The sequence below is a fragment of the Mesorhizobium sp. Cs1321R2N1 genome, from assembly GCF_037179725.1.
Lineage (GTDB): Bacteria > Pseudomonadota > Alphaproteobacteria > Rhizobiales > Rhizobiaceae > Mesorhizobium > Mesorhizobium salmacidum.
In genome coordinates, this window is sequence record NZ_JAPYKP010000082.1 from 1 (window position 1) to 24491 (window position 24491).

Consider the following 24491-nt stretch of genomic DNA (forward strand, 5'->3'; position numbering starts at 1 on the left):
AGACGCCGGCGAAAGGCTGCGGGTCGGGCGACATTGCCATGACGCAGGATGAGGTGCCGGCGATCAGCGCCAGATGGCGACCGATATTCCGGTCGTCGCCGGCAAAACCGCCGAGCACGCCAAGCGCCCCGGCATAGGCGTCGATGACGCCTGCGCCGACGCGGCAGTTTTCGGTCAGGCCGAGTTCTGCCGCTGCCTGCGCCGTCAACGGACCGATATCGGCGCCGACCGGACTGGCCCGCTCCGGCAGATTGCCGTGATCAAAAAGATCGTCGAGGCCGACGAGTTCGAAGAAATCGCGCTGCCACGCGGTGTCCTGGTGCGCCAGATAAGTCCACTTCGCTGTCAGCGTGCATTGCGAGCGGGCCAGCGAGCCCGTCGCCTGCCAGGTCAGGAAATCGGTCAGGTCGAATAAATAGCCGGCTTCGTTCCACGTCTTCGGTAGATTTCGCTTCAACCACATCAGCTTCGGCGTTGCCATCTCGGGCGACATAACGCCGCCGATGTAGTTCAGCACCTCGTGGCCGCTCGCGGTGCATTCGTCGGCCTCGGCGATGGCACGGTGGTCGAGCCAGACAATGGTGTCCCAGCGCTTGTCGTCGCTGCTCGACACACTGAGCTGGCCGCCCTGCCTGTCACGCACGACCAGCGAACAGGTGGCATCGAAGGAGATACCGGCAATATGCTCGGCGGCGACGCCGGCCTTTTCCCGCGCGGCACGCACGGCGGTGCAGACGGCGGCCCAGATATCGCGTGAATCATGCTCGGCATGATCTGGCTTTGGCTGGTTCATGGCGATCGGCCGCTCGGCGCGGCCAAGCAAGGTACCACTGGCGTCGAGAATGCCCGCGCGAGCGCTCCCGGTGCCGACATCGACCGCGCAGACAAACTGTTTCGTCAAGATGCTCTAACTCTCGCTCCCAGGCCTGCAATCAAATCGGGCAATTGCAGCATGTCAGCGAATATAAAGTCCGGTTCGGTCGACGCAAGCCGCGCTTTCAATCCCGGATTGCTGGCGTGTGCGCCACCGGTGAAGGCGAAGACGCGCATATCCGCCGCGAGCGCGGCCGCGACGCCGGCCGGGCTGTCCTCGATGACCAGGCAATTTCGCGGTTGCGCCCGCATGGCGGCGGCCGCGTGGAGGAAAAGGTCCGGTGCCGGCTTGCCCCTGGCAACCATGGCAGCGCTGAACAGATGCGGCTCCATCAGCGTGAGCAGGCCGGTGACGTCGAGCGCGTAACGAATACGTTCCAGCGTGCCGGAAGAAGCGACGCAGTACGGCAGGCCGAGCTTCGGCAGCATCGCCTTGACGCCGGCGATCGGCTTCAGCTCCTCACGGAACTTTCGCATGAGGTCGACGCGCATGGCGGTGAGATGCTGATCGGTGATCTCCAGGCCGAAGTCGCGGCCAAGGATTTCGCGCACGCTCTTCATGCTCCTGCCGAGGAAATGCTCGTAGGCGGCGTCTTCGCCGACGCTGCCGCCGGCAAGTTCGATCATGCCGAGCAGCGCCGAGACGGAAAGCGCCTCGCTGTCGACCAGCACGCCGTCGCAGTCGAAGATGACCAGTTCAGGCGTCATGATGCCGGCTGGCTCTCAGAGCTTGCCGGCGAGATAGCGCGTCAGCGTGGCGCGCGCGCCATTGGCCCAGAGCACGTTGAGCGCGTGGGCGAAGGCCTCGACGAAGGCGGTGGCGCGGCCGACATCGCCATAGATATCGTCCATCGCAAGCCAGGCGGCGGGCGCGTCCTTTGCCGCCTTTGCCGTTGCCTGCAGCCGGTCCCAGCTCGGGTCGTTGGGCTCGATGACCGCCCCGCTGTCCGTCGTGCCGAAGCAGTAGCGGCACCACAGCGCCGATTCCAGCGCCAGACCGGCAACGCCTTTGCCGGCCTTCAGCCGGTCGGCGATGGTCGGGATGATGAATTTCGGCTGGCGGTTGGAGCCGTCGAGGCAGAGGCGGCGCACCGTGTCGCCGATCTTGGGATTGGAGAAGCGCTTCTCGATGAGCTGGTAATAATCTTCCAGCACCGTGTCCGGCACCGGCGGCACTGTCGGGATGATCTCGTCATGCTCGAGCTTGTCGAGGAAACCGCGCACCAGCGGCTCCTGCATCGCCTCATGGACGAAGTGGATGTCCATCAGCCCGGCCGGATAGGCGATGGTGGCGTGGCCGCCATTGAGGATGCGGATCTTCATCAGCTCGTAAGGGGCGACGTCCCTGACGAACTGCACGCCGACCTTTTCCAGCGGCGGGCGGCCATCGGTGAAATGGTCTTCCAGCACCCATTGCCGGAACGGCTCGCAGAACACCGGCCAATTGTCCTCGAGGCCGAAATCATCGGCAAGGATCTTGCGCTCACGGTCGCTGGTCGCCGGTGTGATGCGGTCGACCATGGCGTTCGGGAAGGCGACGTGTTCGCTGACCCAGCTCGCCAAATCCTCGTCGATCAGGCGGGCGAGACCGATCACCCCATCCGACGTGACATGACCGTTGTGGGGAATGTTGTCGCAGGACATGACGGTGAACGGCACGATGCCATCCTGGCGGCGTCGCGCCAGCCCGGCCAGGATGATGCCGAATACGGTTTTCGGTGTGGCGCCCGGCTGTGCGTCAGCGACGATATCGGGATGGGTCGGACTGAACACGCCGGAAGCCGGATCGATGAAATAGCCGCCTTCGGTGATGGTCAGCGATACGATTTTGATTGCCGGGTCGGCAAGCCGGTCGATGATGCCGGCGGCGTCGCCCGGCATCAGGAAATCGATCATCGCGCCGGTGACGCGGGCACTCATGTGGCCTTCGTCCTGCTCGACAACGGTGGTCAGCCAGTCCTGCTCTTCGAGCTTGCCGCGGCCGATCTTCTCGCCGTCGAACACGCCAGCGCCGACCAGCGCCCAATCATGACCGACGCCTTGACCGAACAGGTCGTCGAGATAGACGGCCTGATGCGAGCGGTGAAAATTGCCGACGCCGAAATGCACGATGCCGGCTTTCAACGCCGACCGGTCATAGTTCGGACCTGCGACCTTGGACGGAAGCGCGGCGAGGCTCGAGGAAGAGAGTTTCACGGTCATCTGCTTTACCCTTTGGCCGATTTGCAGCCCGACTGTTTCGCCTCCTTCGTTCGGGAGGGCGAGGATGAGGGGCCGCACCTGGTTTTCCAGTATGCTGCCCCTCATCCGCCCCCGTGGCGTCTCTCCGGAGGAAATGAGAGAAGCGCCTTCCCCCTCAACTCGTCCTTTTCAACTCATCCATTGGCCGCCATCGACGTTGTAGGTCTGGGCGACGATGTATTCGGCCTCGTCACTGGCGAGAAACACGGCCATGCCTGCGAGGTCTTCCGGCTTGCCCATGCGGCCGTACGGCACGCCTTCGCCGACCAGCCGTTTCTTTTCGCCTTTCGGCCGATTCTCGTATTTGGCGAACAAGGCATCGACCTCGTCCCACATATCGCTGTCGACGACGCCGGGCGCGATGCCGTTGACATTGATACGGTGCTTGATCAGGTCGAGCCCGGCCGACTGCGTCAGCGAGATGACCGCGGCCTTGGTGGCGCAGTAGACCGCGACCAGCGGCTCGCCGCGACGACCGGCCTGGCTCGCCATGTTGATGATCCTGCCGCCCTTGCCCCGCGCGATCATCGAGCGGGCGGCTGCCTGCAGCATGAACAGCGTGCCGGCGACATTGACGGAGAAAAGCTTTTCGTAGCTCGCCCGAGAGATCTCCACGATCGGCGCCAGGTCGAACAGAGCGGCGTTGTTGATCAGGATGTCCAGACCGCCGGTTTTGCTCTCCACCGCTTTGACCGCGGTATCGATGGATGCCTGGTCGGTGACGTCGAGCTTGACGGCATAGGCGTTGTCGCCGATCGCGGCGGCCGTCTTCTCGGCGGCTTCACGGTTGATATCGGCAATCGCCACCGTGGCGCCTTCGCGCGCATAGGCTTCGGCGAAGGCTTTGCCGATGCCGCGCGCCGACCCGGTGATCAGCGCCGATTTGCCTTTCAGCCTCACTGCCCCACCCTCACTGGGCCATCGCCTTGCCGTCAGCGCCGAAGCGATGCAGCTTGGCCTTGTCGGGTGTAAGGTAGATCGTGTCGCCATGATGCACGGCCAGTTCGCCGTCGGCGCGCACCGTCAGCGGTCCGACGCCATCGGCCTGGACATGCAGAAACGTGTCGGAGCCCAAATGCTCGGCAACACCGACTGTCGCCTTCCAGTCGCCCGCCGTGGTCGAGATCTGCATATGTTCGGGCCGGATGCCGATCGTCCTGGCGCGGTATTTGTCAGCCGGCGCGCCCTCGATCAGGTTCATCTTCGGCGAGCCGATGAAGCCGGCGACGAACAGGTTGCGCGGCGTCTTGTAGAGCTCCATCGGCGAGCCGACCTGCTCGATGTTGCCGGCGTTCAAGACGACGATCTTGTCGGCCATGGTCATGGCCTCGACCTGGTCGTGGGTGACGTAGATCATTGTCGTCTTGAGCTGATGGTGCAGTTCGCTGATTTCGAGCCGCATGGTGCCGCGCAGTGCCGCGTCGAGGTTGGACAGCGGTTCGTCGAACAGGAAGGCCGAGGGCTGGCGCACGATGGCGCGGCCGATGGCGACGCGCTGGCGCTGACCGCCGGAGAGCTGGCCGGGACGGCGTTCGAGATAGTTGGTGAGATTGAGCACGCGCGCCGCGTCCTTCACCTTCCTGTCGATGGTCGCCTGGTCCTCGCCTGCCATCTTCAGCGGAAAGGCGATGTTCTTGGCGACCGTCATGTGCGGATAAAGCGCATAGGACTGGAACACCATGGCGAGCTTGCGCTTGGCCGGCGCCTCGCCGGTGACGTCACGGCCATCGATGTTGATGGTGCCGCCGCTGGTGTCCTCAAGGCCGGCGATCAGCCGCAGCAATGTCGACTTGCCGCAGCCCGACGGGCCGACGAAGACGACGAACTCGCCATTCTCGATCACCAGGTCGAGACCGGGGATGATGGACGTCGATCCAAACGATTTGGAGACGTTCTTGAGCGTGATGTTTCCCATGGTTTCCTCCCCGAGAGCTATTTTTCGCCGATTGCTTCAGGCAATTTCCGTTACTTCACCGCGCCAAAGGTCAGGCCGCGCACCAGCTGCTTCTGGCTGAACCAGCCCATGATCAGGATCGGCGCGATGGCAAGCGTCGAGGCCGCCGAAAGCTTGGCCCAGAACAGGCCTTGCGGGCTGGAGAAGGAGCTGATGAAGGCGGTCAGCGGAGCAGCGTCCGTGGTGGTCAGCCGGATGGTCCAGAATGCCTCGTTCCAGGCCAGGATGATGTTGAGCAGCATGGTCGAGGCGATGCCCGGCACCGCCATTGGCGTCAGCACGTAGATGATCTCGTTCCACAGCGACGCGCCGTCCATGCGGGCCGCTTCCAGGATCTCGCCGGGGATCTCGCGGAAGTAGGTGTAGAGCATCCACACCACGATCGGCAGGTTGATCAGCATCAGCATGACCATCAGGCCGATGCGCGAGTCCAGCAGGCCGAGATTGCGGAAGATCAGGTAGATCGGAAACAGCACGGCAACCGCCGGCATCATCTTGGTGGACAGCATCCACATGAGGATGTCCTTGGTCCGCTTGGTCGGCGAAAACGCCATCGACCAAGCCGCCGGAATGGCGACCAGCAGCGCCAGGATGGTCGAGCCGACGGAGAGCAGCACCGAGTTCAGGAAGAACTTGAAATAGCCGCTCTGCGCCTGGACTTCGGCATAGCTTTCGAAGGTCCCCGATGGGATCAGGTTGAAGCCCTGGATCGCCTCCTGTTCCGACTTGAACGAGGTGATGATCGTATAGAGGATCGGGAAGAAGATCAGCAGGGCGACGATCCAGGCGGCGACGGTCGCGATTGTCTTGTGCTGGATAGTGACTGCGCGTGCCATCTTGACCTCCCTTACTTGTCCAGGTTCTTGCCGACGGCGCGCATGGCGAAGAAGGCGACGATGTTGGCGAGAATGACGGCGATCACACCGCCCGCGGATGCCTGGCCGATTTTGAACTCCAGCAACGCCTTCTGGTAGACAAGGAAGGGCAGGTTGGTGGAGGCATAGCCCGGGCCGCCATTGGTGGTGACCAGGATCTCGGCATAGACGGAGAGCAGGAAGATCGTCTGGATCAGGATGACCACGGTAATCGCCCGCGACATGTGCGGCAGCGTCAGATAGATGAAGCGGCTGATGAAGCCGGCGCCATCCATCTCGGCGGCCTCCTTCTGCTCGCCGTCGAGCGACTGCAGCGAGGTCAGGAGGATCAATGTCGCGAAAGGCAGCCACTGCCAGGCGACGATGATGATGATCGCCGTCATCGGATGCTGCCCGAACCAGTCGATCGGTTGCGCCCCGAAGAAGCGGGCTATGTCGGCGAAGACGCCATATTGCGGGTGCATGATCATGTTCTTCCACACCAGCGCTGCCACCGGCGGCATGACGAAGAACGGCGAAATGACGAGAATGCGCACGATCCCCTGGCCCCACATCGGCTGATCGATGAGCAGCGCCAGCAGTATGCCGCCGATCACCGTGATCAGCAGCACGCTGACCACCAGGACAAGCGTGTTGAGGATCGACTGCAGGAAAGCCGGGTTGGAATAGAACAGCGCGTAGTTCGAGAGGCCGACGAAGCCATCGCGCATCGGATTAAGCGGATTGTACTGCTGGAAGGAGAACCACAGCGTGAGAGCGAGCGGAACAACCATCCAGACCAGCAGCAGCACCACGGATGGCGCCATCATAAATCGGGCAAGCGAACGGGTCTGCTGAGTAGCCATGACGGTCACCCTTCAAGGATCAAACTGAATTATCAGAGGCGTTGAAGGCGGCCGCCCGAACTGGGTTTCGGGCGGCCGTTGCCGGTCATGATCGTCGGCCGGCATTCGGCACCGGGAGGAGCTTTACTTGATATAACCGCCCTCGGTCATCGCCGCGGTCGCGGCGTCCTGGGCCTGCTTCAGCGCATCGTCGACGCTCGACTGACCGGCAAGAGCCGCCGAGAAGAGCTGGCCGACAGTGGTGCCAAGGCCCTGGAATTCAGGGATGGCGACGAACTGCACGCCGACATAGGGCACCGGCTTGACGGTCGGATGCGTCGGGTCGGCGGCGTTGATGGAGTCCAGCGTCATCTTGGCGAACGGAGCCGCCTTCTGGTACTCGGGATTGGCATAGAGCGAGGAGCGCGTGCCCGGAGGTACGTTGGCCCAGCCTTCCTTCGACGCGACGAGCTCGGCATAGTGCTTGCTGGTGGCCCAGGAGACGAACTTCTCGGCGGCGTCGGCCTTCTGCGTGCCGGCCGGGATCGCGAGCGACCACGCCCACAGCCAGTTGCCGCGCTTGCCCAGGCCGTTATCGGGCGCCAGGGCGTAGCCGACCTTGTCGGCGACGGTCGAGTTCTTCGGGTCGGAGACGAAGGACGCCGCCACGGTGGCGTCGATCCACATGCCGCACTTGCCCTGCTGGAAGAGCGCCAGGTTCTCGTTGAAGCCGTTGGACGAGGCGCCCTCGGGACCGTCGGCCTTCATCAGGTCGACATAGAACTGCAGCGTCTTCTTCCACTCGGGCTGATCGAACTGCGGCTTCCAGTTCTCGTCGAACCAGCGGGCGCCGAATGAGTTCGACATGGCGGTCAGGAAGGCCATGTTCTCGCCCCAGCCGGCCTTGCCGCGCAGGCAGACGCCGTTCACGCCACTGGCGCGATCGGTCATCTTGTCGGCGGCCTGCTTGATAAAGTCCCAGGTCGGCGCGTCGGGCATCTTGAGGCCGGCCTTCTCCATCAGGTCCTTGCGGTACATGACGAAGGAGCTTTCGCCGTAGAAGGGCGCGGCATAGAGCTTGCCATCGACCGAGAGGCCGCCGGCGATGGCCGGGATGATGTCCTTGGCGTCGTAGTCGTCGCCGAGCTTGTCGAGCGGCAAGAGCCAGCTCTGCTTGGCCCAGATCGGAACCTCGTAGGTGCCGATGGTCATCACGTCATACTGGCCGCCCTTGGTGGCAATGTCGGTGGTGACGCGCTCGCGCAGCACGTTCTCTTCGAGCGTGACCCAGTTGAGCTGAATGTCGGGGTTGGCCTTGGTGAAGTCGTCGGTCAGCTTCTGCATGCGGACCATATCGCCATTGTTGACTGTGGCGATGGTGATGGATTCGGCGTGTGCGGCGAACGCAAGCGCGCTGGCGGACAACAAGCCCAGGGTGAGCGTGCGAAGTTTCATCAAATTCCTCCCATAAACCAAGATGAGCATTTGCCTTGGCTATGAGCAATTACTCACTTGGTGTGAATTATGTCAAGCCAGATTCGATGCTGCAGCGCAGCACGCACCCCGGCGCATGGCGGCGGACGATCGGCAACAGGGCTCGGATTGCCCCCGCCTGGGATCCGGGCGGCAGGGCCGAAAGCCTCTTGAACGAGATGTGGTTTTCTTGCCCGGTCTGCCGGTCAGCTTGTCTGCCAGTCAACTTGTCCGCCGGTCAGCAGGCGATCTCGGCCAGCAGCCAGTCACGGAAGGCGCGGATCTTGGGCACGTTGCGGCGCGCCTCTGGGTAGACCAGCCAGTAGGCGTGCCCGTCGTCGCCAACCAGGTCGAACGGCTGGATGAGCCGGCCGTCGGCGAGTTCGGCCTTGAACAGCGCCCGGGTCAGGATCGCCACCCCGTGGCCCGATATGGCCGCGTTGGCTTCATAGGCCTGCGCGCCCATGCTGCTGCCGGGACGCCTGGCAAGGTCATGGCTGTGCACGCCGGCGGCCTCGAACCATTGTGTCCACCAGATATCGCTGGGATCGAGGATCGGCAGCTTGAGCAGATCGGCCGGTTCGTTGATGCCGCCGATGCTCGCCGCGAGCTTCGGGCTCAGCATCGGCGTGAAATCGGCATCGAGCAGCTTGTGGGCTTCCAGCCCCGGCCATTTGCCGCCGCCCGAACGGATGGCAAGGTCGACATCCTCGCGGGCGAAATCCGTCAGCCGGCTCGACGTCTCGAGCCGCACGGCAAGCGACGGATGCGCGATCTGGAACGCGCCGAGGTGGTGCGCCAGCCAGTTGGAGGCAAAGGTCAGCACCGTGGTCACACATAGCAACCCGTCCGCACCGCCGCGCGCGGCGGCATAGGCCTGGCTAAGAATGGCGAAGGCCTCGCTGACGGCCGGCGCCAGGCGTTGGCCGGCTTCCGTGAGTTCGATCTGTCGCGGCCGGCGCAGGAACAGCGGCGCGCCGACGCGCTCTTCCAGCACCTTGATCTGATAGCTGACCGCCGCTTGCGTCATGGCGAGTTCGCCAGCGGCCTTGGTGAAGGAAAGATGCCGCGCCACCGCCTCGAACACCCGGATCGCCTGCAGCGGCGGGAGTTGCGAAAGCTGTGGCGCGCTGAGGTCAGGCATAAGGCATCCTTATGGGTCGTTATCGACGTTCGATTGGCAAAGTCGGCCGGCAAGGCCGACATTGATGCTCAACCCGTCATTCGGGTTCAGGATAACGAAGGTTGACGATCATGACCATGGCGCAGCAAAAATGCACTCCCGCTCCCGATCATCGCTGGATTTCGTGGCTTGTGGACGGGTTTGGCTGGTTCGCGACCAGAAAAAAGGCACATCTTGATATCAGGGACCTGTCGCCGCATCTGCTGCGCGACCTCGGTTTTCTCGACGGCAACGACCCTTTCGGCCGGCACCAATAGCCTTGCTGGCTTTATCACGAAGCCGTCAAATGCTGGCCAGCAGGGCGGCCGCCGTCCGCTCGTCGGTGATGAGCCCGTTGACCAGCCGGCGGTTGACGGCCGCCAGGATACCCGGCAGCTTGCGCTCGCCCATGGCAAGCGCAATGACCAGCGACTTCTCACGCGACGGCAGCGCCGCCGACGACACCCGGTCATTGGTGATGCCCTCGATCATGCGGCCTTCGCGATCGAACACCCAGCCGACGATTTCGGCGACGCCGCCGGCCTTCTGCAGGGCTTTCAGCTCGCTTTCGGAAATGAAGCCATCCTCGTAGAGCGGCGCCTTCGGCCCAAGGTCGCCAATGCCGATGAAGGTGACATCGGCCTCGGCGGCAAGCGCCAGCGTCGGCTGGATCATCGGCTGATTGAGCAGCATCTCGCGCTCCTGCGGCGAGGAGGCGATGACCGGCAGCGGCATCGGGAAGGATCGCGCCTTGACCCTGTCGGCCATGGTGAAGATGACGTTGTAGAAGGCGGCCGAACCGTCCGGCGAGATGTTGCCGGTCAGGGACACCACCTTGTGCTGCGGGCATTCCATCGGCGGCAATTGTTCGATCGCCGCCTTCAGCGTGCGTCCGGTGCCGATGCCCATGACGAGCGGTATCGGCGACCGAAGCCGCCGCTCGATCTCGGCGGCCGCCGCTTCGGCGATGCCGATGGTCGTGGAGGACGAATTGGGGTCACTCGGCACCACCTCGACAAGGTCGAGCGCGAAGCGCGATTTCAGCCGCGCGGCAAGATCCAGGCAGTTGGCGATCGGATGATCGACGCGGACCTTGATCAGGCCTTCCGACACCGCCAGCGACACCAGCCGCTGCGCCGTCTGCCTCGATATGCCGAGTGTGGCGGCGATCTGGTCCTGTGTGTTGCCGGCAACATAGTAGAGCCAGCCGGCGCGCGCCGCGTCGTCCAGCCTGTTGGTGCCGCCATCCTGCCGGGTATTCACGTTCTGCCTCCCGAAACCGCCGATCATCAGGCGGTCATATCAGTTTCGCAGGGAATGACCGCCTGCGCAATTGTCAATCTCAAGAGCAAATGCTTACACCGATAGAGCGGAGTTTTCTTCACTATCATCCGGCTGGAGAAAGCGCGGCGGGTTCCGTTTTCATCAGAAGGCATGTTCTGCGGCCACTAAAGGTTTATCTCCCGTCGCAAACCCTTTAAGGGATCGCAAAAAGGAGCGCTGCATGACACCGAAGGCGGTTTTCTGGGACATGGACGGCACGCTGGTCGACAGCGAACCGCTGCACGAGGCAGCCCTCATTGCAGCGATGCGCAATGCCGGCCTCACGCCGCCTGACGATCTGCATGAGCGCGTGCTCGGCGTCGCCGCCTGGCCGGTCTACGAAATGATGCGCGACGAGTTCGGGCTGCAACTGCCCTTCGACGAATGGATCGTTCACAAATATGAGCATTACCTGCCGCTGGTCGAGGAGCTGAAGCCGCGCCCAGGCGCGATCGAGGTCTTCAACGAACTGCGCGCGCTCGGTGTGCAGCAGGCGGTGGTCTCCAATTCGGACCGGATGATCGTCGACGCCAACCTGCACATGGTGGGGCTGACTTACCCCGGCATGAAGACGATCAGCCGCAACGACGTGCGCGAAGGCAAGCCGCACGCCGAGCCTTTCCTGCGCGCCGCCTATCTGGCGGACGTCGATCCTGCGCACGCCGTCGCGGTCGACGACAGCTGGCCGGGCGCCATGGCGGGGCTGGCTGCGGGAATGAAGACCATCTTCTGGCCTGAAAAGCCGATGGAAGGACCGCCCGGCGCGGTGGTCATCAACAGCGCCGAGGAATTGCGGGCTCAGCTCGGACTGTAGGCTCAGTTCCGGTACACCGGCTCCTGTTCGTCGAGGATCGCCTTCAACTCGGCGAGATGGCGTTCGGCCTGGCCGGGATAGTCGTCCATCTCGCTCGCCGCCTTCTCGGCAATCGCGTCGGAGAGCGTGCGCAGCGGCCGGCCGGTCCACAGCGCCTTGATGTAGGTCTCGGCGGCGCGCTCGAAATAGAACATGCGGTTGAAGGCATCGGCGACGGTGTCGCCGACAACCAGCACGCCATGGTTGCCCATCACCATCACCTTGACCTTGGGGTCGGCGAGAAGCTGCGAGCAGCGCTCGCCCTCTTCCTCGAAGGCCAGCCCGCCATAATGCGCGTCGACGACGTGACGGTTGAAGAACATCGCCGAATTCTGGTCGATCGGCGGCAGTGTCGAGTCGGCGAGCGAGGCCAGCACGGTGGCGTGGATCGAATGGACATGCATGACGCAGCGCGCGTGCGGCACGTTGCGATGGACGGCGCCGTGCAGGCCCCATGCCGTCGGGTCGGGTGCATTCGGCCCCGAAAGCGTCTCAGGGTCGTTGGCGTCGATCTGGATCAGGTCGCTCGCCTTGATGCGCGAGAAATGCACCTGGTTCGGGTTCATCAGGAACCTGGTGCCATCGTCGTTGACGGCCAGCGAGAAATGGTTGGCCACCGCTTCGTGCATGTTGAGCCGCGCCGTCCAACGGAAGGCGCAGGCGAGATCGACACGCTCGTCGTAGAAGGGCAGGTTGGTCAGCGTTTCCTTCTGCAGGCGGGCAATGCTCATCCTAGAAATCCTCCGGTTTCGGCAAGAATGCCGTGCTCCGCTGGTGCCCGCAACCGCTTTCGCTTGGTGCAGAAGGCCAGCTATGCCGCCGTGCTTGCGGCGCCAACAGTCCGAAGTCCGCCGTGCTCGACGATGAAATCGATCACTTCCTGCAGGCCCTTGCCGCGCGAAAGATCGGTGAAGCCGAACGGCCGCTTGCCGCGCATGCGGCCGGCGTCGATCTCCATGACATCGAGATTGACGTTCACATAGGGCGCCAGGTCGCTCTTGTTGATGATGAGGAAATCGGAACGCGTGATCGCCGGGCCGCCCTTTCTCGGAATCTCTTCGCCCTGGCAGACCGAGATGACATAGAGCGTCAGGTCGGCAAGGTCCGGCGAGAAGGTGGCGGCCAGGTTGTCGCCGCCGGATTCGATGAAGATGATGTCGAGATCGGGGAATTTGCGGTTCAGCTCGGCGATGGCCTGCAAATTGATCGAGGCATCCTCGCGGATGGCGGTGTGCGGGCAACCGCCGGTCTCCACACCGACGATGCGGTCCTCCGGCAGCGCCTGCAGCCGGGCCAGCATCATGGCGTCTTCCCGGGTGTAGATGTCGTTGGTGACGACGGCGATGGAAAACTCGTCGCGCAGCGCCTTGCAGAGTTTTTCGGTGAGCGTCGTCTTGCCGGAACCGACGGGGCCGCCGATGCCGATACGAAGAGGACCGTTCGCTTGTGTCATGTCGGAAACTCCATGATGGCAAGAACCGCGAAGCCGAGCCCGATCAGCAGGCACAGCGGCGAATAGAGACTGGTATCGAGCCGCGCAAAAGGCTGTTCGGGTGCCAGCCGGCGCCACCAGGGCGTGAAACCGGCGATACCGCGCCCCAGGAACACCAGACCGATCAGCATCGACGTGGCGGCAAGCCCCTCCTTTGGAAACGGCGAGGCAAAGAAACCGATGAGCGCCAGCGGCCACAGCGTTGCCAGGCCAAGGCAAGCGGCAACGGCGAAACTGGCGAATGGCGTCGGCATTTCGTCAACGCCGCGAAAACCGACGACGGCGTGGGCGCAGGACGCCGCATCCCTGCCCGGCCAGATGCCGCCTATGCCCCAATAGACGTGCAGGGCCGTGATCAGCAGCAGGACGAATGAGAGGACGAAGGCGAGGAGGATCATGAGCGGAACAGTCGTGAGTACTGGGTTTCGTGCTTCATCGCCACGATGTCGGAGATGAAGGCGCAGCCGCCGAGATCGTCCGGCATAGAGCGGGCCGCGCGGGCAGCGGTCGAGAGCGCCAGCGGCTCGAACCCTGCCAGCAGCGTCGTGGCCTCGTTCTGGCCGATGACGCCGAGCCGGATCGCAGCTTGGACGAGGTTGGAGAAGAAGGCTTGCAGGAAGGCGGACAGCGCATCCTGCAGCGCAATGCCGTTGCCGCCGGCGACAGTGCCGACAGCGACGCAATAGGCGCATTCGGCCGGCAAGCGCTCCAGCACTGGATTGGGCCAGGCGGCGGCGGCCTTAAGAAAGGCCGCACCTTGCAGCATGGCCTCGGTGTGGCGTTCGCGCGAGCCGGCCAATGCCTCGGCCAGTGCTGCGACTTCGGCCAGATCGCCGCCTTCGCGGGCGCGGCGCCAGCTCTCGGCGAACAGCACGGCATCGTTCCAGCCCGAACCCATCTCGATCAGCGTCTCCAGCCAGCCGGCAAGGCCAGCGGCATCGGTCACCAACCCATCATGCACCGCCCGCTCAAGGCCATGGCTATAGGCAAAGCCGCCGACCGGAAAGGCCGGCGACAGCCAAGCCATCAGCCGCAGCAGGGCGATGCCGGAGGGCTGGTCAGTCATGATGATGATCGTGATGCGAATGCGCGTGGCTGTGCGAATGGGATTCGCCGTGGCCATGGCTGTGCGCCTCGGCGTGGGCGTGGCCATGCCCACCGGAGTAGGCGCCGCGGACCGGCTTGAACGGTTCCGAGACGTCGCGCACCGTGGCGCCGAGCCCCTCCAGCATCGCCTTGATGACGTGGTCGCGAAGGATGAGGATGCGGTTCGCCTCGATGCCGGCGGCGAGATGGCGGTTGCCAATATGCCAGGCGAGTTCGGTCAGATGCACGGCGTCGCGGGCGCGGATGTCATAGACCGCTTCGGGCGCCGCGACGATCTCGATATGGCCGCCACCCTCCAGCACGAGCCGGTCGCCATCGTTGAGGGCAACAGGCTCGCGCAAGTCGACCAGCACCTTGCTGCCGTCGGCAAGTTCGATGGCGCGGCGGCGCAGATGCCGCTCGTCATGGGCGAGAACCGCACGGCCGGATGGCGCGGTGGCTCCAACACTGCCCGCAGGCAGCACCGAGACGGCGCGCGGAAATTTGGTGAAGTCGGTGTTGAGGTTGAGCTTCATTTCATGGAGCCTCCGTTGGCTTGCGCCCGCGCACGGGCAGGCCGCGACAACACGCGGTCGAAATAGGCGTTGACGCGGTCGGAGTCGATCGGGAACCGGCCGGCACGCGCCCAGCCGCCCATGTCGCCGAGCAGCACGTCGACAGCCGAGAACCGGTCGCCCAGCGCGAACAGCCTGTCGCCGAGCCGGCGGTCCAGCGCCGTGACCTCCGTGGCGAAGTCATAGGCCGCGGCAGGACCGACATCGACCCGAATCTCTTTCGGCAAGAGGAAACGATGGCGCAGCTTGTTCCACAGCGGCGCTTCGAACTCCGACTGGGCAAAATGCATCCAGGAATCCATCTCGGCACGGCCGGCGAGGCCGAGATTGGCGCCCATGCCTTTGTCGGCGTGCTTGTCGCCGAGATAGACGCAGATCGCCGCCGAATCCGTCACCGTCAGCTCACCGTCGATGAGGATCGGCACCTTGCCCGACGGATTGAGCGCATAGGCTTCCGGCGAGCGCAGCTTGACCTCGACGAATTCATAGGGCTCCCCGAGCTCCTCCAGCATCCAGAGGACGCGGCTGACCCGGGATCCGCGCGATCCGACGGCCTTGTACATCGTTGAACCTGCCTTTCCCCGGAACACTAGATCATCGGGAGGTGTCATACGATCGTGTCGAAGAGCCGCAGGATGAACGATATCTGGTAGATGAGCGCTGCCGCGACGAAGGCGATGTGGAAGCGGCGGTCGCGCACCAGGATCGCGGCGACGCAGAGCGCGACGAAGACCGGCGTGCGGAACAGATATTCGTTGCCGAAGCGGGCGAAATGCTCCGGACCTTTCAACAGGGTGTCGATGACGTCGAGCAGATAGGTCCCCGCCAGCAGTCCAAAGAACCAGGCGCGGCGCGAATAGAAGAAATCCTCGTAGCTGGTGTAGTCCAGCATCGAATCCGGAAACAGCAGCGCGCACAGCAGGAACAGCGTGATGGCGTAGAAAATGATGAAAAGGTATTTGCCAAAGGTCCACGTCTCGATGGCGTAGAGGTCGAACTCCCACCACCAGAAATGCACCAGCATCAACAGCACCGAGGCGACCCAGGCCAGATGCACGGGATAGAGCCGATATTGGCCAGGATGCTGGACGATGCGCGCCACCCCCGACAGCAGGCGGGCGACGCCAAGTCCGATCACCATGCCCATGACGATGCGGATATGGGGGAAGATATCGTGGGCGGAGGCTATTTCGGTGGCCATGGATCTTGGAAGAAACGCTGGTGGGAAAAAGAGGCAGCTAGTCTCGCAGGAAATCATCCATCGAAAGGGGGCCGCCAGGCCAAAATCTCCCATCGAGCGCCTGCTTGGCATTGAACGGTGGCTCACTTGGAAATTGCGATTTCCGCAGGCCGGTTTCCTGAATGGCAATGGGCAACGCGTCTTTGTAGGACTGATCGAAGATTTGAGCAGGATAGCGACGAAGACTCGGACTATCCTTGAGGATACCTTCGACCCAGACACGCTGCTCGGAAATCGACGATTGCCAGCTGTGGCATCTGTGGCCCGGCTGGAATTCCCATTTCAGGAGGTGTGCAATCAACACCCGCATCCGGCTGCGAATTTCTCTCCGGTCACTTCTCCCCAAGCTTTCTATCTCCTCGGCAAGGTTCTCGCGGTCGAGATCGGAGAGACGACCCTCGCGCAGCAACGCACCCTGCTCGGCGCACCACTGGGCGTAGTCTGTTTCATAGGGTGTCATGGCCCTGAGACGGTCAATCCTGTTCATATGCGCATAATGCCCTAAAGCGCGCCGCGTTTAAACGGCTTCTTGGCGCGGGCACCGGTGAGGCTCAAAACAGAAAATACCGCTGCGCCATCGGCAGCACGGTCGCCGGCTCGCAGGTCAAGAGTTCGCCGTCGGCGCGAACTTCGTAGGTTTCCGGATCGACCTCGATATGGGGCGTGGCGTCGTTGAGCACCATCGAGTGCTTGCCGATGCCGCCGCGCGTGTTTTCGACGGCGACGAACTGCTTGTCGACGCCAAGCCTGCCGTGCAAACCTGATTCGAGCGCGGCCTTCGAAACGAAGGTCACCGACGAATTGGTCCGGGCTTTGCCATAGGCGCCGAACATCGGCCGGTAGTGTATCGGCTGCGGCGTCGGGATCGAGGCGTTGGGGTCGCCCATCGGGGCGGCGGCGATCATGCCGCCGATCAGCACCATGTCCGGCTTGACGCCGAAGAAGGCTGGGTTCCACAGCACCAGGTCGGCGCGTTTGCCGACCGCGATCGAGCCGATCTCCTTTGAGAGGCCGTGGGCGATGGCCGGATTGATCGTGTATTTGGCGATATAGCGGCGGACGCGGAAATTGTCGTTGTCGCCGGTCTCCTGCGGCAGTGACCCGCGCTGGCGCTTCATCTTGTCGGCGGTCTGCCAGGTCCGGATCGCCACCTCGCCGACGCGGCCCATGGCCTGGCTGTCGGACGAGATGATCGAGAAGGCGCCGATGTCGTGCAGGATGTCCTCCGCCGCGATGGTCTCCTTGCGGATGCGGCTTTCGGCGAAGGCGATGTCCTCGGGGATCGACGGCGACAGATGATGGCAGACCATCAGCATGTCGAGATGCTCGGCCAGCGTGTTGACGGTGTAGGGCCGCGTCGGGTTGGTCGAGGACGGGATGACGTTGGGAAGGCCGCAGACCTTGATGATGTCAGGCGCATGGCCACCACCCGCACCTTCGGTGTGGAAGGCATGGATGGTGCGGCCCTTGATCGCCGCCACCGTGTTCTCGACAAAGCCGCTCTCGTTGAGCGTGTCGGTGTGGATCATCACCTGCACGTCGTAGTCGTCGGCGACCGACAGGCAGCAGTCGATCGCGGCCGGCGTCGTGCCCCAGTCCTCGTGCAGTTTGAGCGAGCAAGCGCCGCCCAGCACCATTTCCTCGAGTGCGGCGGGCAGCGAGGCGTTGCCTTTACCCGACAGGCCGATATTCATCGGGAAAGCGTCGAAGGACTGGATCATGCGCGCCATGTGCCATGGCCCCGGCGTGCAGGTGGTCGCCAGCGTGCCATGCGCCGGGCCGGTGCCGCCGCCGAGCATGGTGGTGATGCCCGACATCAGCGCTTCCTCGATCTGCTGTGGGCAGATGAAGTGGATATGCGCGTCGAAGCCGCCGGCGGTGAGTATCTTGCCCTCGCCGGCGATGATTTCGGTGCCGGGACCGATGACGATAGTGACGCCATCCTGCGTATCAGGATTGCCGGCCTTGCCTATTGCGGCGATACGGCCATCCCTGAGGCCGATATCGGCCTTGAAGATGCCGGCACTGGCATCGATCACCAGCGCGTTGGTGATGACGGTGTCGACCGCGCCCTGGGCACGGGAAACCTGGCTCTGGCCCATGCCGTCGCGAATGACCTTGCCGCCGCCGAATTTCACCTCCTCGCCATGAATGGTGAAATCCTTCTCGACCTCGATGATCAGCTCGGTATCGGCAAGCCGCACTCTGTCGCCAACGGTCGGGCCGTACATCTGGGCGTAGGCGGCACGGGTTAGTCTGGCCATCAGCGATTGCTCCCGAAATGCGGTATGGTCGAAGCCCGTCTGCACATTGTCGCCTTCCAATGGTCACGCAATGACCCGCTGGGCGACACCTTCTGATCCCATTTGGCGGTTGAGGTTGGGACGCCACCCCAAAGCGACCGTTTGCCAAATCGATGGAAGGAAAATCCATGCGCAAAACGATAGTTCTTGCAACCGCCGCCAGCCTGATGCTGGCTGGTGCCGCCAGTGCCCAGCAGCAGCCCGCGCAACAGCCCGCTCCGACCACGCCGGCTCCAGCCGCCCCTGGCGGTCAGCAGGCCGCACCAGCGATCCAGAGCGTCAACGTCATCGACATCAGCGAGTTGCCGAAGGACACGCAGACGCAGGTCAACCAGGTGATCGCGCAGCGTGGTGACGCCGGCTTGCAGAAACTGCGCAGTTCGATCGACGCCACCCCCAAGGTGAAATCCGCTCTCCAGGCCAAGGGAATGACCTCGGCTCAGGTGGTCGCGGCCAGCATGGAGCCGAATGGCGCGCTGACCCTGATCACCAAGAAAGCGAGTTAAGGACCCGGCGTGGCGGGCCGGTATCCGGTCCGCCCGCCGAATCATGACGGGAACCGTGGCAGGGCCGGAGTCGTTTCGTTTCCTGAGCGTCGAAACAAACCGCGAAAGTGGACGATGACCGACACCACCTTGCCCGATGCCCGTTGGCTGCACGCCGTTGCCGCGGCTGCGTTTGTCGCGGCGAGCGTTCCCCAGGCCGCGCTGAACGCGCAGGGCCTTCAAAGCCCGGAGACTGTCGACCGGATTGTCGGCTCGCAGGTCAACCAGGAAGAGGCCAAGACGACCGCTGAGATCGGAAAGGTCAATTCGGCGATCGACCGCACGCGCGAAAACATCAGCACGGTGCGCAAGACGTCCAAGCTCGACAAGGTCGATATCGTGTTCCTGACCGACGCGGCGCGCAGCGAGGGCGGCCCGCCGCCGGCCATCGAGAACAAGGTTAGGCAGCATCAGGACGATGTCGCGGAACTGCGCAAGGAGATCGAGGCCAACGCCCTGCTCTACAATGCCATTGAGTCGCGGCGCGTGCTTGCCGATGATGTGCTCGCCGTGGAGTTCGATGATCCCGGAAAGATCGTCATCTATGCGGCCGCCAAGCCGTCGGGCTGAGCGGCGCGCAGTGCTTGCGTTCATGCCTGCTCTGAAGCCGCTCGCCGGCCTTACGCACCACGCATGAGACACCCTCACAGCTTGCCCATCACCTTCTGCTGGAATCCATAGACCTCGCGCTTGCCGCCGAGCGGCATCAGCGTGACGTCGCGTTCCTGCCCCGGCTCGAAGCGCGTGGCGGTGCCGGCGGCGATGTCGAGGCGCATGCCGCGCGCGCGCTCGCGTTCGAATTTCAGCGCCTCATTGGTTTCGTAGAAATGGTAGTGGCTGCCGACCTGGACCGGCCGGTCGCCGCCGTTGGCCACTTTCAGGATGACGGTCGGCAGACCCTTGTTGAGTTCGATGTCGCCTTGGGCGGGAATGATTTCGCCGGGGATCATGGGACCCTCACACAACGCCGAAGGCGAGGCCGACGCCGATCGCCGCGCAGGCGGCACCCGCGATACGGGCCACACCGCGGAACCTGAGGCCAAGGCTCAGACCAGCGGCGATGCCGATTGCATGAAACAGCACGGTGGCAACGGCAAAGCCGGCCATATATTCGAGGCCCCCGGCATTTTCCGGCACTTCCGTGCCATGGGCATGGCCGTGAAACAGAGCGAACAGGCCGATGATGGCCACACCGGCCGAAACCGGGAGATCGATCGCCAGCGCCACCAGCAGCCCAAGCGCCACGACGGAGGCCAGTATGCCCGGCTCAACGAAGGGCAGCGGCACGTGCAGCATGCCAAATGCGCCGCCGGCCAGCATGACGCCGACGAACGCCGCCGGCCAGGCCCAGATCGCCTTGCCGCCCTTGAGGGCCGCCCACAGGCCGACAGCGAGCATCACCGTCATGTGGTCGAGGCCCGACAGTGGATGCGTGAAGCCGGCCATGAATGAAGATGTCGTGCCGATGCCGACATGGGCGTAGGCGGGCATGGCTGCCGCGACGAGCAGGATCGCCGAGAGGCACAGGCGTTTGACAGGGACCATTTTATCTTGCCTTTCGTTTTGCGGTGTCAGGCGGCCTTGCGCGGACCGCAGCCCTCGGCCTTGAGCACGCGCTTGGTCGAAGCCGGATATTTCTTCAGCATCGCGGCGGGACGGATCGGCCGGGCTGTAAAATCGCCGCCGCAGTTCGGGCAGACGCCGCCAAGTACGTTTTCGACACAGCCCGCGCAGAAGGTGCACTCGAAAGTGCAGATCAACGCATCCTTCGCTTCGGGCGGCAGATCCTTGTCGCAGCATTCGCAGTTCGGGCGCAGCTCCAGCATTTTTCTCTCTCCTCACCGGATCGGTTCGTGCACGGTCACCAGCTTGGTGCCGTCGGGGAATGTCGCTTCCACCTGCACGTCATGGATCATCTCGGCAATGCCTTCCATCACCTGCGCGCGGCTGACGACATGGGCGCCGGCCTCCATCAGCTCGGCCACCGGGCGGCCATCGCGGGCGCCTTCGACGACGAAATCGGTGATCAGCGCGATGGCTTCCGGATGGTTGAGCTTGACGCCGCGCTCGAGCCGCTTACGCGCCACGATCGCCGCCATGGCGATCAGCAGCTTGTCCTTTTCCCTTGGCGTCAGGTTCATGCGTCTTCCTGAAATGATGCGGACACAGTCACAGTGACCATAATTTGGGCAACCCCGCCCTTCCGTTGAGCAATTCGACGAGCGGGACCAGCCGCTGGCGCAGGTGGTAGCCGTCCCCGGCGTAAAGCCTCGCAAGAAGCTTGCCAGATGTCTTCACGGTCCAGACGCTGGCGCCACCCCGGTCGCCAATGATCTCCCGAACCGGGTCGAGCAAGGCTTCCGCGCGCGGCGACACCAGCAGCAGCGTAGCCACGGCGATCGCGCCACCTGATATCGCCGGACGGGCCAGGGTGTCGGCGATATCGGGTCCGATGCGAAAATCCTCGGCATGGATGAGGGTTCCTTCCCTGCGAACACGCCAGCGGTCGCGAAAAGTGCCCTGTGCGGCACGTTCGCCCATGGCCAGGCGGCCGAAGACAGTGGCTTCCAGCACCAGCGCCTCGGCTCCGGCCGCGAGTTCGACATCCAATGTGCGGGCAAAGGCGGCGCGGTCGAAGACGAGGGTTTCCTGCGGCAGCCAGGCGATGCTGCCGTTCGCACCCACGGTCAGCTTGACCCGCACTTCGGCATGGTCCGACGCGGCGCGATAGACTTTTTCGCAGGCCTGGGTTGTTATCGCGGCGCTGGCATCCACGCCGACATCGACATCCCAACCGAGGCGGTCGCCGCCGGTCAGCCCGCCGGCGGTGTTGATCAGGACGGCCTCCAGCGGGCCGGCTGGAACGGCCGGCAGCCTTATCTTGGCGGAGCCGTCCTGATAGAGGCGCCGCAGCCGCGTGCGTCCGTCGATGCTGGCGCAACCAAGCTGTGCCTTGCCCGCCGCGCGCTGGGCCGGTTGACCTGAGAACTTCGTATTTTCGATCGTATCCACGCCGTCAGGTTAAGCACTGTGGCGCTTTTGTCGACATATAGCTTGTTGCTTGATGACGTTTCCGTTTCTATAGAGGGAACCACCTTGGTACGGTCAGGCAACGCTTGGCGGGGGTAGAAGGCGAAGATCGCGACCTGATATCGAGGAAAAGAAGGCGCTGTTCAGCGTCGGAAACGACAAGTGGGGAAGAAACCGAATGGCTGACCAGCTGGCAACGGACATCATCGAGAAGATCAAGGCCCATGCCGAGCCGGGCGGCGAGGAAATCACCACCACGACCGAATTGACGGCGCTCGGCATCCATTCGCTGGAGCTGACCGAGATCATCTTCGACCTCGAGGAGCAATATGGCATCGAGATCGAGATGAACACGGTCGATGCCTGGAGCAATCTGAAGAATGTCGGCGACATGGTCGAGGCCGTTCGCGCGCTGATCGCGAAAAAAGCCTGACCGAATGCTGAAGCGCGTCGTCATTACCGGCATCGGCGGGCTGTGCGGATTGGGCACCGATGCGCAGGCAATCTGGGCCGAGATGCGGGCCGGCCGGTCGGCGATCGGCCCGATCGACAATCCCTTCCTGCACGACCTGAAGGTCAAGACCGGCTGCGAGATCAAAGCGCTGCCGGATCACGGCATAGAGCGCAAGCAACTGGTGTCGATGGATCGCTTCAGCCTCTTGGCGGTGATCGCGGCGAAAGAAGCCATGCGGCAGTCCGGATTGATCCCGCATGCGGCCAATACCTATCGGATGGGCACCATTGTCGGTGTTGGCGTCTGCGGGTTCGAGACGGTCGAGGAAAACTATCGCGCCATCCTGATCGAGGGCAAGAATCGCGCCGGCATCTTCACCGTTCCCAGGGTCATGCCGGGCGCAGCCGCCGGCCAGGTCAGCATGCATCTGGGTTTGCGCGGACCGGTGTTCGGCGTCACTTCGGCCTGTTCGTCGGCCAATCATGCCATCGCCTCGGCGGTCGACCAGATCAGGCTCGGCCGCGCCGACGTCATGGTGGCTGGTGGCACCGATGCGCCGCTGGTGTGGGGCGTGCTGAAGGGCTGGGAGGCGCTGCGCGTGCTTTCGCCCGACACGTGCAGGCCGTTCTCGGCCGACCGCCAGGGGCTGGTGCTGGGCGAAGGCGCCGGCATGGCGGTTCTGGAAAGCTACGAACACGCGATGGCGCGCGGCGCCACCATTTTGGCCGAGATCGCCGGCGCGGGCCTTTCGGCCGATGCCTCCGATATCGTCGCGCCGACCGTCGAGGGCCCGGAAGCCGCGATGCGTTTCTGCCTGGCCGATGCCGGGCTCAATCCCGAGGATGTCGATTACCTCAACGCGCACGGCACCGGCACCAAGGCCAACGACCAGATCGAAACCCTCGCGATCAAGCGCGTCTTCGGCGGTCATGCGCAGGCGCTCTCCGTGTCCTCGACCAAGTCGATGCACGCGCATTGCCTCGGCGCCTCGGGCGGGCTGGAGATGATCGCCTGCGTCATGGCGATCCGCGAAGGCGTCGTGCCGCCGACGGCGAATTACCGCGAGGCCGATCCCGACTGCGATCTCGACGTGACGCCGAATGTCGCGCGCGAGCGCAAGGTGCGCGCCGCCATCAGCAACGGCTTTGCCTTCGGCGGCACCAATGCGGTGCTGGCCTTCAAGGCCATCTAATCCGGGCGGTTCACTACCTGCCCAGGGCGGTCACTACCTGCCCCGGGCGGTTACCACCGTCCCGGGCGTTCGGATCGATTGACTGTCCGTGCATGGTGAAGCGTCGCCGCATATTGATCCGGCCGCGCCGCAGCCCTAATTCTTGGCCGACCCCGCCGACACCGCGCCCCTTGGCGCAAATCCCCCCGCTCAGGAGTTCTCGATGGCCGACCTGTCCGCCTTTCCGATCGCAACCCGTTGGCCGGCCAAGCATCCGGACCAGATCCAGCTCTATTCGGCAACGACGCCGAACGGAGTGAAGATATCGATCGCGCTGGAGGAACTCGGCCTGCCCTATGAGCCGCACCTGATCAACATCGGCAAGAACGAGAGCTGGACGCCTGAATTCCTGTCGCTCAATCCCAACGGCAAGATTCCGGCGATCATCGATCCCAATGGCCCGGACGGCAAGCCGATCGGCCTGTTCGAATCCGGTGCGATCCTGCTCTACCTCGCTGAAAAGACCGGCCTGCTCATCCCAGCGGATGCAGCGCGGCGCTACGAAACGATCCAGTGGGTCTTCTTCCAGATGGCGGCGGTCGGGCCGATGTTCGGCCAGGTCGGTTTCTTCCACAAATTCGCCGGCCGCGAGATCGCCGACAAGCGGCCGCTGGAGCGTTACCGCGACGAATCGCGCCGCCTGCTCGGCGTTCTCGACGTCAGGCTGAAGGGCCGCAAGTGGATCATGGACAATGACTACACCATCGCCGACATCTCGCTGCTCGGCTGGGTGCGCAACCTGATCGGCTTTTACGAAGCGCGCGAACTGGTCGGCTTCGATGATTTCGCCAATCTGGCAGCGTGGCTTGAGCGCGGCCTGGCGCGGCCAGCGGTGCAGAAGGGCCTGACCATTCCGGCGCGGAGCTGAACCTCCGGCCCTTGGGAAGCGCGTCCCTACTTTGCTTTCGCCTTGGGTCCGCCCCTGCCGACCACGGAGGCGGCAAGAGACGCCACGCC

Annotated in this window: 31 protein-coding genes; 7 read left to right on the forward strand and 24 right to left on the reverse strand. The window is 63.7% G+C overall.

Annotated features, from left to right (window positions below; translation table 11 throughout):
- From O7A61_RS19860 to gcvA, 9 genes are all read right to left on the reverse strand, one after another.
- A partial coding sequence (locus O7A61_RS19860) for an FGGY family carbohydrate kinase (RefSeq protein ID WP_337131249.1) occupies positions 1–901 on the reverse strand: 901 nt, incomplete at its 3' end.
- The gene (locus tag O7A61_RS19865) at positions 898–1581 is read right to left on the reverse strand and encodes an HAD family hydrolase (RefSeq protein ID WP_337131250.1); all 684 of its coding nucleotides are present in this window, start codon (positions 1579–1581) and stop codon (positions 898–900) included. The genes O7A61_RS19860 and O7A61_RS19865, both read right to left, overlap by 4 nt.
- 15 nt (positions 1582–1596) lie before the next feature.
- Positions 1597–3075 carry a mannitol dehydrogenase family protein gene (locus O7A61_RS19870; RefSeq protein ID WP_337131251.1) on the reverse strand — a complete coding sequence of 493 codons (1479 nt, stop codon included), beginning with the start codon at positions 3073–3075 and terminating at the stop codon, positions 1597–1599.
- A gap of 168 nt (positions 3076–3243) precedes the next feature.
- A complete protein-coding gene (locus tag O7A61_RS19875; protein WP_337131252.1) occupies positions 3244–4014 on the reverse strand; it encodes an L-iditol 2-dehydrogenase in 771 nt (256 codons plus the stop codon).
- Between the two features lie 10 nt (positions 4015–4024).
- Positions 4025–5029 carry an ABC transporter ATP-binding protein gene (locus O7A61_RS19880; protein ID WP_337131253.1) on the reverse strand — a complete coding sequence of 335 codons (1005 nt, stop codon included), beginning with the start codon at positions 5027–5029 and terminating at the stop codon, positions 4025–4027.
- Between the two features lie 50 nt (positions 5030–5079).
- A complete protein-coding gene (locus O7A61_RS19885) occupies positions 5080–5904 on the reverse strand; it encodes a carbohydrate ABC transporter permease (RefSeq protein WP_337131254.1) in 825 nt (274 codons plus the stop codon).
- 11 nt (positions 5905–5915) lie between these two features.
- A complete protein-coding gene (locus O7A61_RS19890) occupies positions 5916–6788 on the reverse strand; it encodes a carbohydrate ABC transporter permease (RefSeq protein ID WP_027145411.1) in 873 nt (290 codons plus the stop codon).
- A 123-nt stretch (positions 6789–6911) separates the two neighbouring features.
- Entirely contained in the window at positions 6912–8222 is a 1311-nt protein-coding gene (locus O7A61_RS19895; RefSeq protein ID WP_027145412.1) for an ABC transporter substrate-binding protein, read from the reverse strand.
- Positions 8223–8478: 256 nt separating this feature from the next.
- Complete coding sequence (gene gcvA / locus O7A61_RS19900) at positions 8479–9384, reverse strand: transcriptional regulator GcvA (protein ID WP_337131256.1); 906 nt, start codon at positions 9382–9384, stop codon at positions 8479–8481.
- Between the two features lie 110 nt (positions 9385–9494).
- Here gcvA and O7A61_RS19905 point away from each other — a divergent pair, with 110 nt between their 5' ends.
- The gene (locus O7A61_RS19905) at positions 9495–9680 is read left to right on the forward strand and encodes a hypothetical protein (RefSeq protein WP_027145414.1); all 186 of its coding nucleotides are present in this window, start codon (positions 9495–9497) and stop codon (positions 9678–9680) included.
- Positions 9681–9705: 25 nt separating this feature from the next.
- Here the strand turns inward: O7A61_RS19905 and O7A61_RS19910 are convergent, their stop codons facing one another.
- On the reverse strand, positions 9706–10665 hold the full coding sequence (locus O7A61_RS19910; protein WP_337131257.1) for a sugar-binding transcriptional regulator: 960 nt from the start codon (positions 10663–10665) through the stop codon (positions 9706–9708).
- A 241-nt stretch (positions 10666–10906) separates the two neighbouring features.
- Here O7A61_RS19910 and O7A61_RS19915 point away from each other — a divergent pair, with 241 nt between their 5' ends.
- Positions 10907–11539: an HAD family hydrolase gene (locus tag O7A61_RS19915; RefSeq protein ID WP_337131258.1), complete on the forward strand. Its 633-nt coding sequence runs from the start codon at positions 10907–10909 to the stop codon at positions 11537–11539.
- A gap of 2 nt (positions 11540–11541) precedes the next feature.
- Here O7A61_RS19915 and O7A61_RS19920 read toward each other — a convergent pair whose 3' ends face one another.
- The 9 genes from O7A61_RS19920 to ureC form a co-directional block, all read right to left on the reverse strand.
- A complete protein-coding gene (locus tag O7A61_RS19920; protein ID WP_337131259.1) occupies positions 11542–12309 on the reverse strand; it encodes a class II aldolase and adducin N-terminal domain-containing protein in 768 nt (255 codons plus the stop codon).
- An 80-nt stretch (positions 12310–12389) separates the two neighbouring features.
- Positions 12390–13031, reverse strand: a complete 642-nt coding sequence (gene ureG / locus O7A61_RS19925; protein WP_337131260.1) for an urease accessory protein UreG — start codon at positions 13029–13031, stop codon at positions 12390–12392.
- The gene (locus tag O7A61_RS19930) at positions 13028–13468 is read right to left on the reverse strand and encodes a DUF3995 domain-containing protein (RefSeq protein ID WP_337131261.1); all 441 of its coding nucleotides are present in this window, start codon (positions 13466–13468) and stop codon (positions 13028–13030) included. The genes ureG and O7A61_RS19930 overlap by 4 nt, the downstream gene beginning before the upstream one ends.
- Positions 13465–14136 carry an urease accessory protein UreF gene (locus O7A61_RS19935; protein WP_337131262.1) on the reverse strand — a complete coding sequence of 224 codons (672 nt, stop codon included), beginning with the start codon at positions 14134–14136 and terminating at the stop codon, positions 13465–13467. The genes O7A61_RS19930 and O7A61_RS19935 overlap by 4 nt, the downstream gene beginning before the upstream one ends.
- Positions 14129–14692 (reverse strand): urease accessory protein UreE, encoded by a 564-nt coding sequence (locus O7A61_RS19940; protein WP_337131263.1) that lies wholly within the window; start codon positions 14690–14692, stop codon positions 14129–14131. Before O7A61_RS19940 ends, O7A61_RS19935 begins: the two co-directional genes overlap by 8 nt.
- The gene (locus O7A61_RS19945) at positions 14689–15294 is read right to left on the reverse strand and encodes a glutathione S-transferase family protein (RefSeq protein WP_337131265.1); all 606 of its coding nucleotides are present in this window, start codon (positions 15292–15294) and stop codon (positions 14689–14691) included. Before O7A61_RS19945 ends, O7A61_RS19940 begins: the two co-directional genes overlap by 4 nt.
- Positions 15295–15338: 44 nt before the next feature.
- On the reverse strand, positions 15339–15932 hold the full coding sequence (locus O7A61_RS19950) for a hypothetical protein (RefSeq protein ID WP_337131266.1): 594 nt from the start codon (positions 15930–15932) through the stop codon (positions 15339–15341).
- Between the two features lie 37 nt (positions 15933–15969).
- Positions 15970–16458 (reverse strand): DUF29 domain-containing protein, encoded by a 489-nt coding sequence (locus tag O7A61_RS19955; RefSeq protein ID WP_337131267.1) that lies wholly within the window; start codon positions 16456–16458, stop codon positions 15970–15972.
- Between the two features lie 64 nt (positions 16459–16522).
- Entirely contained in the window at positions 16523–18235 is a 1713-nt protein-coding gene (ureC, locus tag O7A61_RS19960) for an urease subunit alpha (RefSeq protein WP_442921093.1), read from the reverse strand.
- A gap of 167 nt (positions 18236–18402) precedes the next feature.
- Between ureC and O7A61_RS19965 the strand changes: the two genes are divergently transcribed.
- Positions 18403–18780 carry a hypothetical protein gene (locus O7A61_RS19965; RefSeq protein ID WP_140715400.1) on the forward strand — a complete coding sequence of 126 codons (378 nt, stop codon included), beginning with the start codon at positions 18403–18405 and terminating at the stop codon, positions 18778–18780.
- Positions 18781–18894: 114 nt separating this feature from the next.
- Positions 18895–19389 (forward strand): hypothetical protein, encoded by a 495-nt coding sequence (locus O7A61_RS19970; RefSeq protein ID WP_027145427.1) that lies wholly within the window; start codon positions 18895–18897, stop codon positions 19387–19389.
- 74 nt (positions 19390–19463) lie between these two features.
- Here the strand turns inward: O7A61_RS19970 and O7A61_RS19975 are convergent, their stop codons facing one another.
- From O7A61_RS19975 to O7A61_RS19995, 5 genes are read right to left on the reverse strand one after another with little or no spacing between them, the layout of a single operon-like run.
- A complete protein-coding gene (locus tag O7A61_RS19975) occupies positions 19464–19769 on the reverse strand; it encodes an urease subunit beta (protein ID WP_337131268.1) in 306 nt (101 codons plus the stop codon).
- Positions 19770–19776: 7 nt separating this feature from the next.
- Positions 19777–20364 (reverse strand): HupE/UreJ family protein, encoded by a 588-nt coding sequence (locus O7A61_RS19980; protein WP_337131269.1) that lies wholly within the window; start codon positions 20362–20364, stop codon positions 19777–19779.
- Positions 20365–20390: 26 nt separating this feature from the next.
- A complete protein-coding gene (locus tag O7A61_RS19985; RefSeq protein ID WP_027145430.1) occupies positions 20391–20645 on the reverse strand; it encodes a DUF1272 domain-containing protein in 255 nt (84 codons plus the stop codon).
- A 12-nt stretch (positions 20646–20657) separates the two neighbouring features.
- Positions 20658–20960 (reverse strand): urease subunit gamma, encoded by a 303-nt coding sequence (locus O7A61_RS19990; protein WP_015314510.1) that lies wholly within the window; start codon positions 20958–20960, stop codon positions 20658–20660.
- Between the two features lie 28 nt (positions 20961–20988).
- Positions 20989–21831 carry an urease accessory protein UreD gene (locus tag O7A61_RS19995; protein ID WP_337131270.1) on the reverse strand — a complete coding sequence of 281 codons (843 nt, stop codon included), beginning with the start codon at positions 21829–21831 and terminating at the stop codon, positions 20989–20991.
- Between the two features lie 196 nt (positions 21832–22027).
- Between O7A61_RS19995 and O7A61_RS20000 the strand changes: the two genes are divergently transcribed.
- From O7A61_RS20000 to O7A61_RS20010, 3 genes are all read left to right on the forward strand, one after another.
- A complete protein-coding gene (locus O7A61_RS20000; protein ID WP_027145432.1) occupies positions 22028–22282 on the forward strand; it encodes an acyl carrier protein in 255 nt (84 codons plus the stop codon).
- Between the two features lie 4 nt (positions 22283–22286).
- Entirely contained in the window at positions 22287–23495 is a 1209-nt protein-coding gene (locus O7A61_RS20005) for a beta-ketoacyl-[acyl-carrier-protein] synthase family protein (RefSeq protein ID WP_337131271.1), read from the forward strand.
- A 202-nt stretch (positions 23496–23697) separates the two neighbouring features.
- Positions 23698–24402, forward strand: a complete 705-nt coding sequence (locus O7A61_RS20010; RefSeq protein WP_337131273.1) for a glutathione S-transferase N-terminal domain-containing protein — start codon at positions 23698–23700, stop codon at positions 24400–24402.
- Positions 24403–24491: the final 89 nt, after the last annotated feature.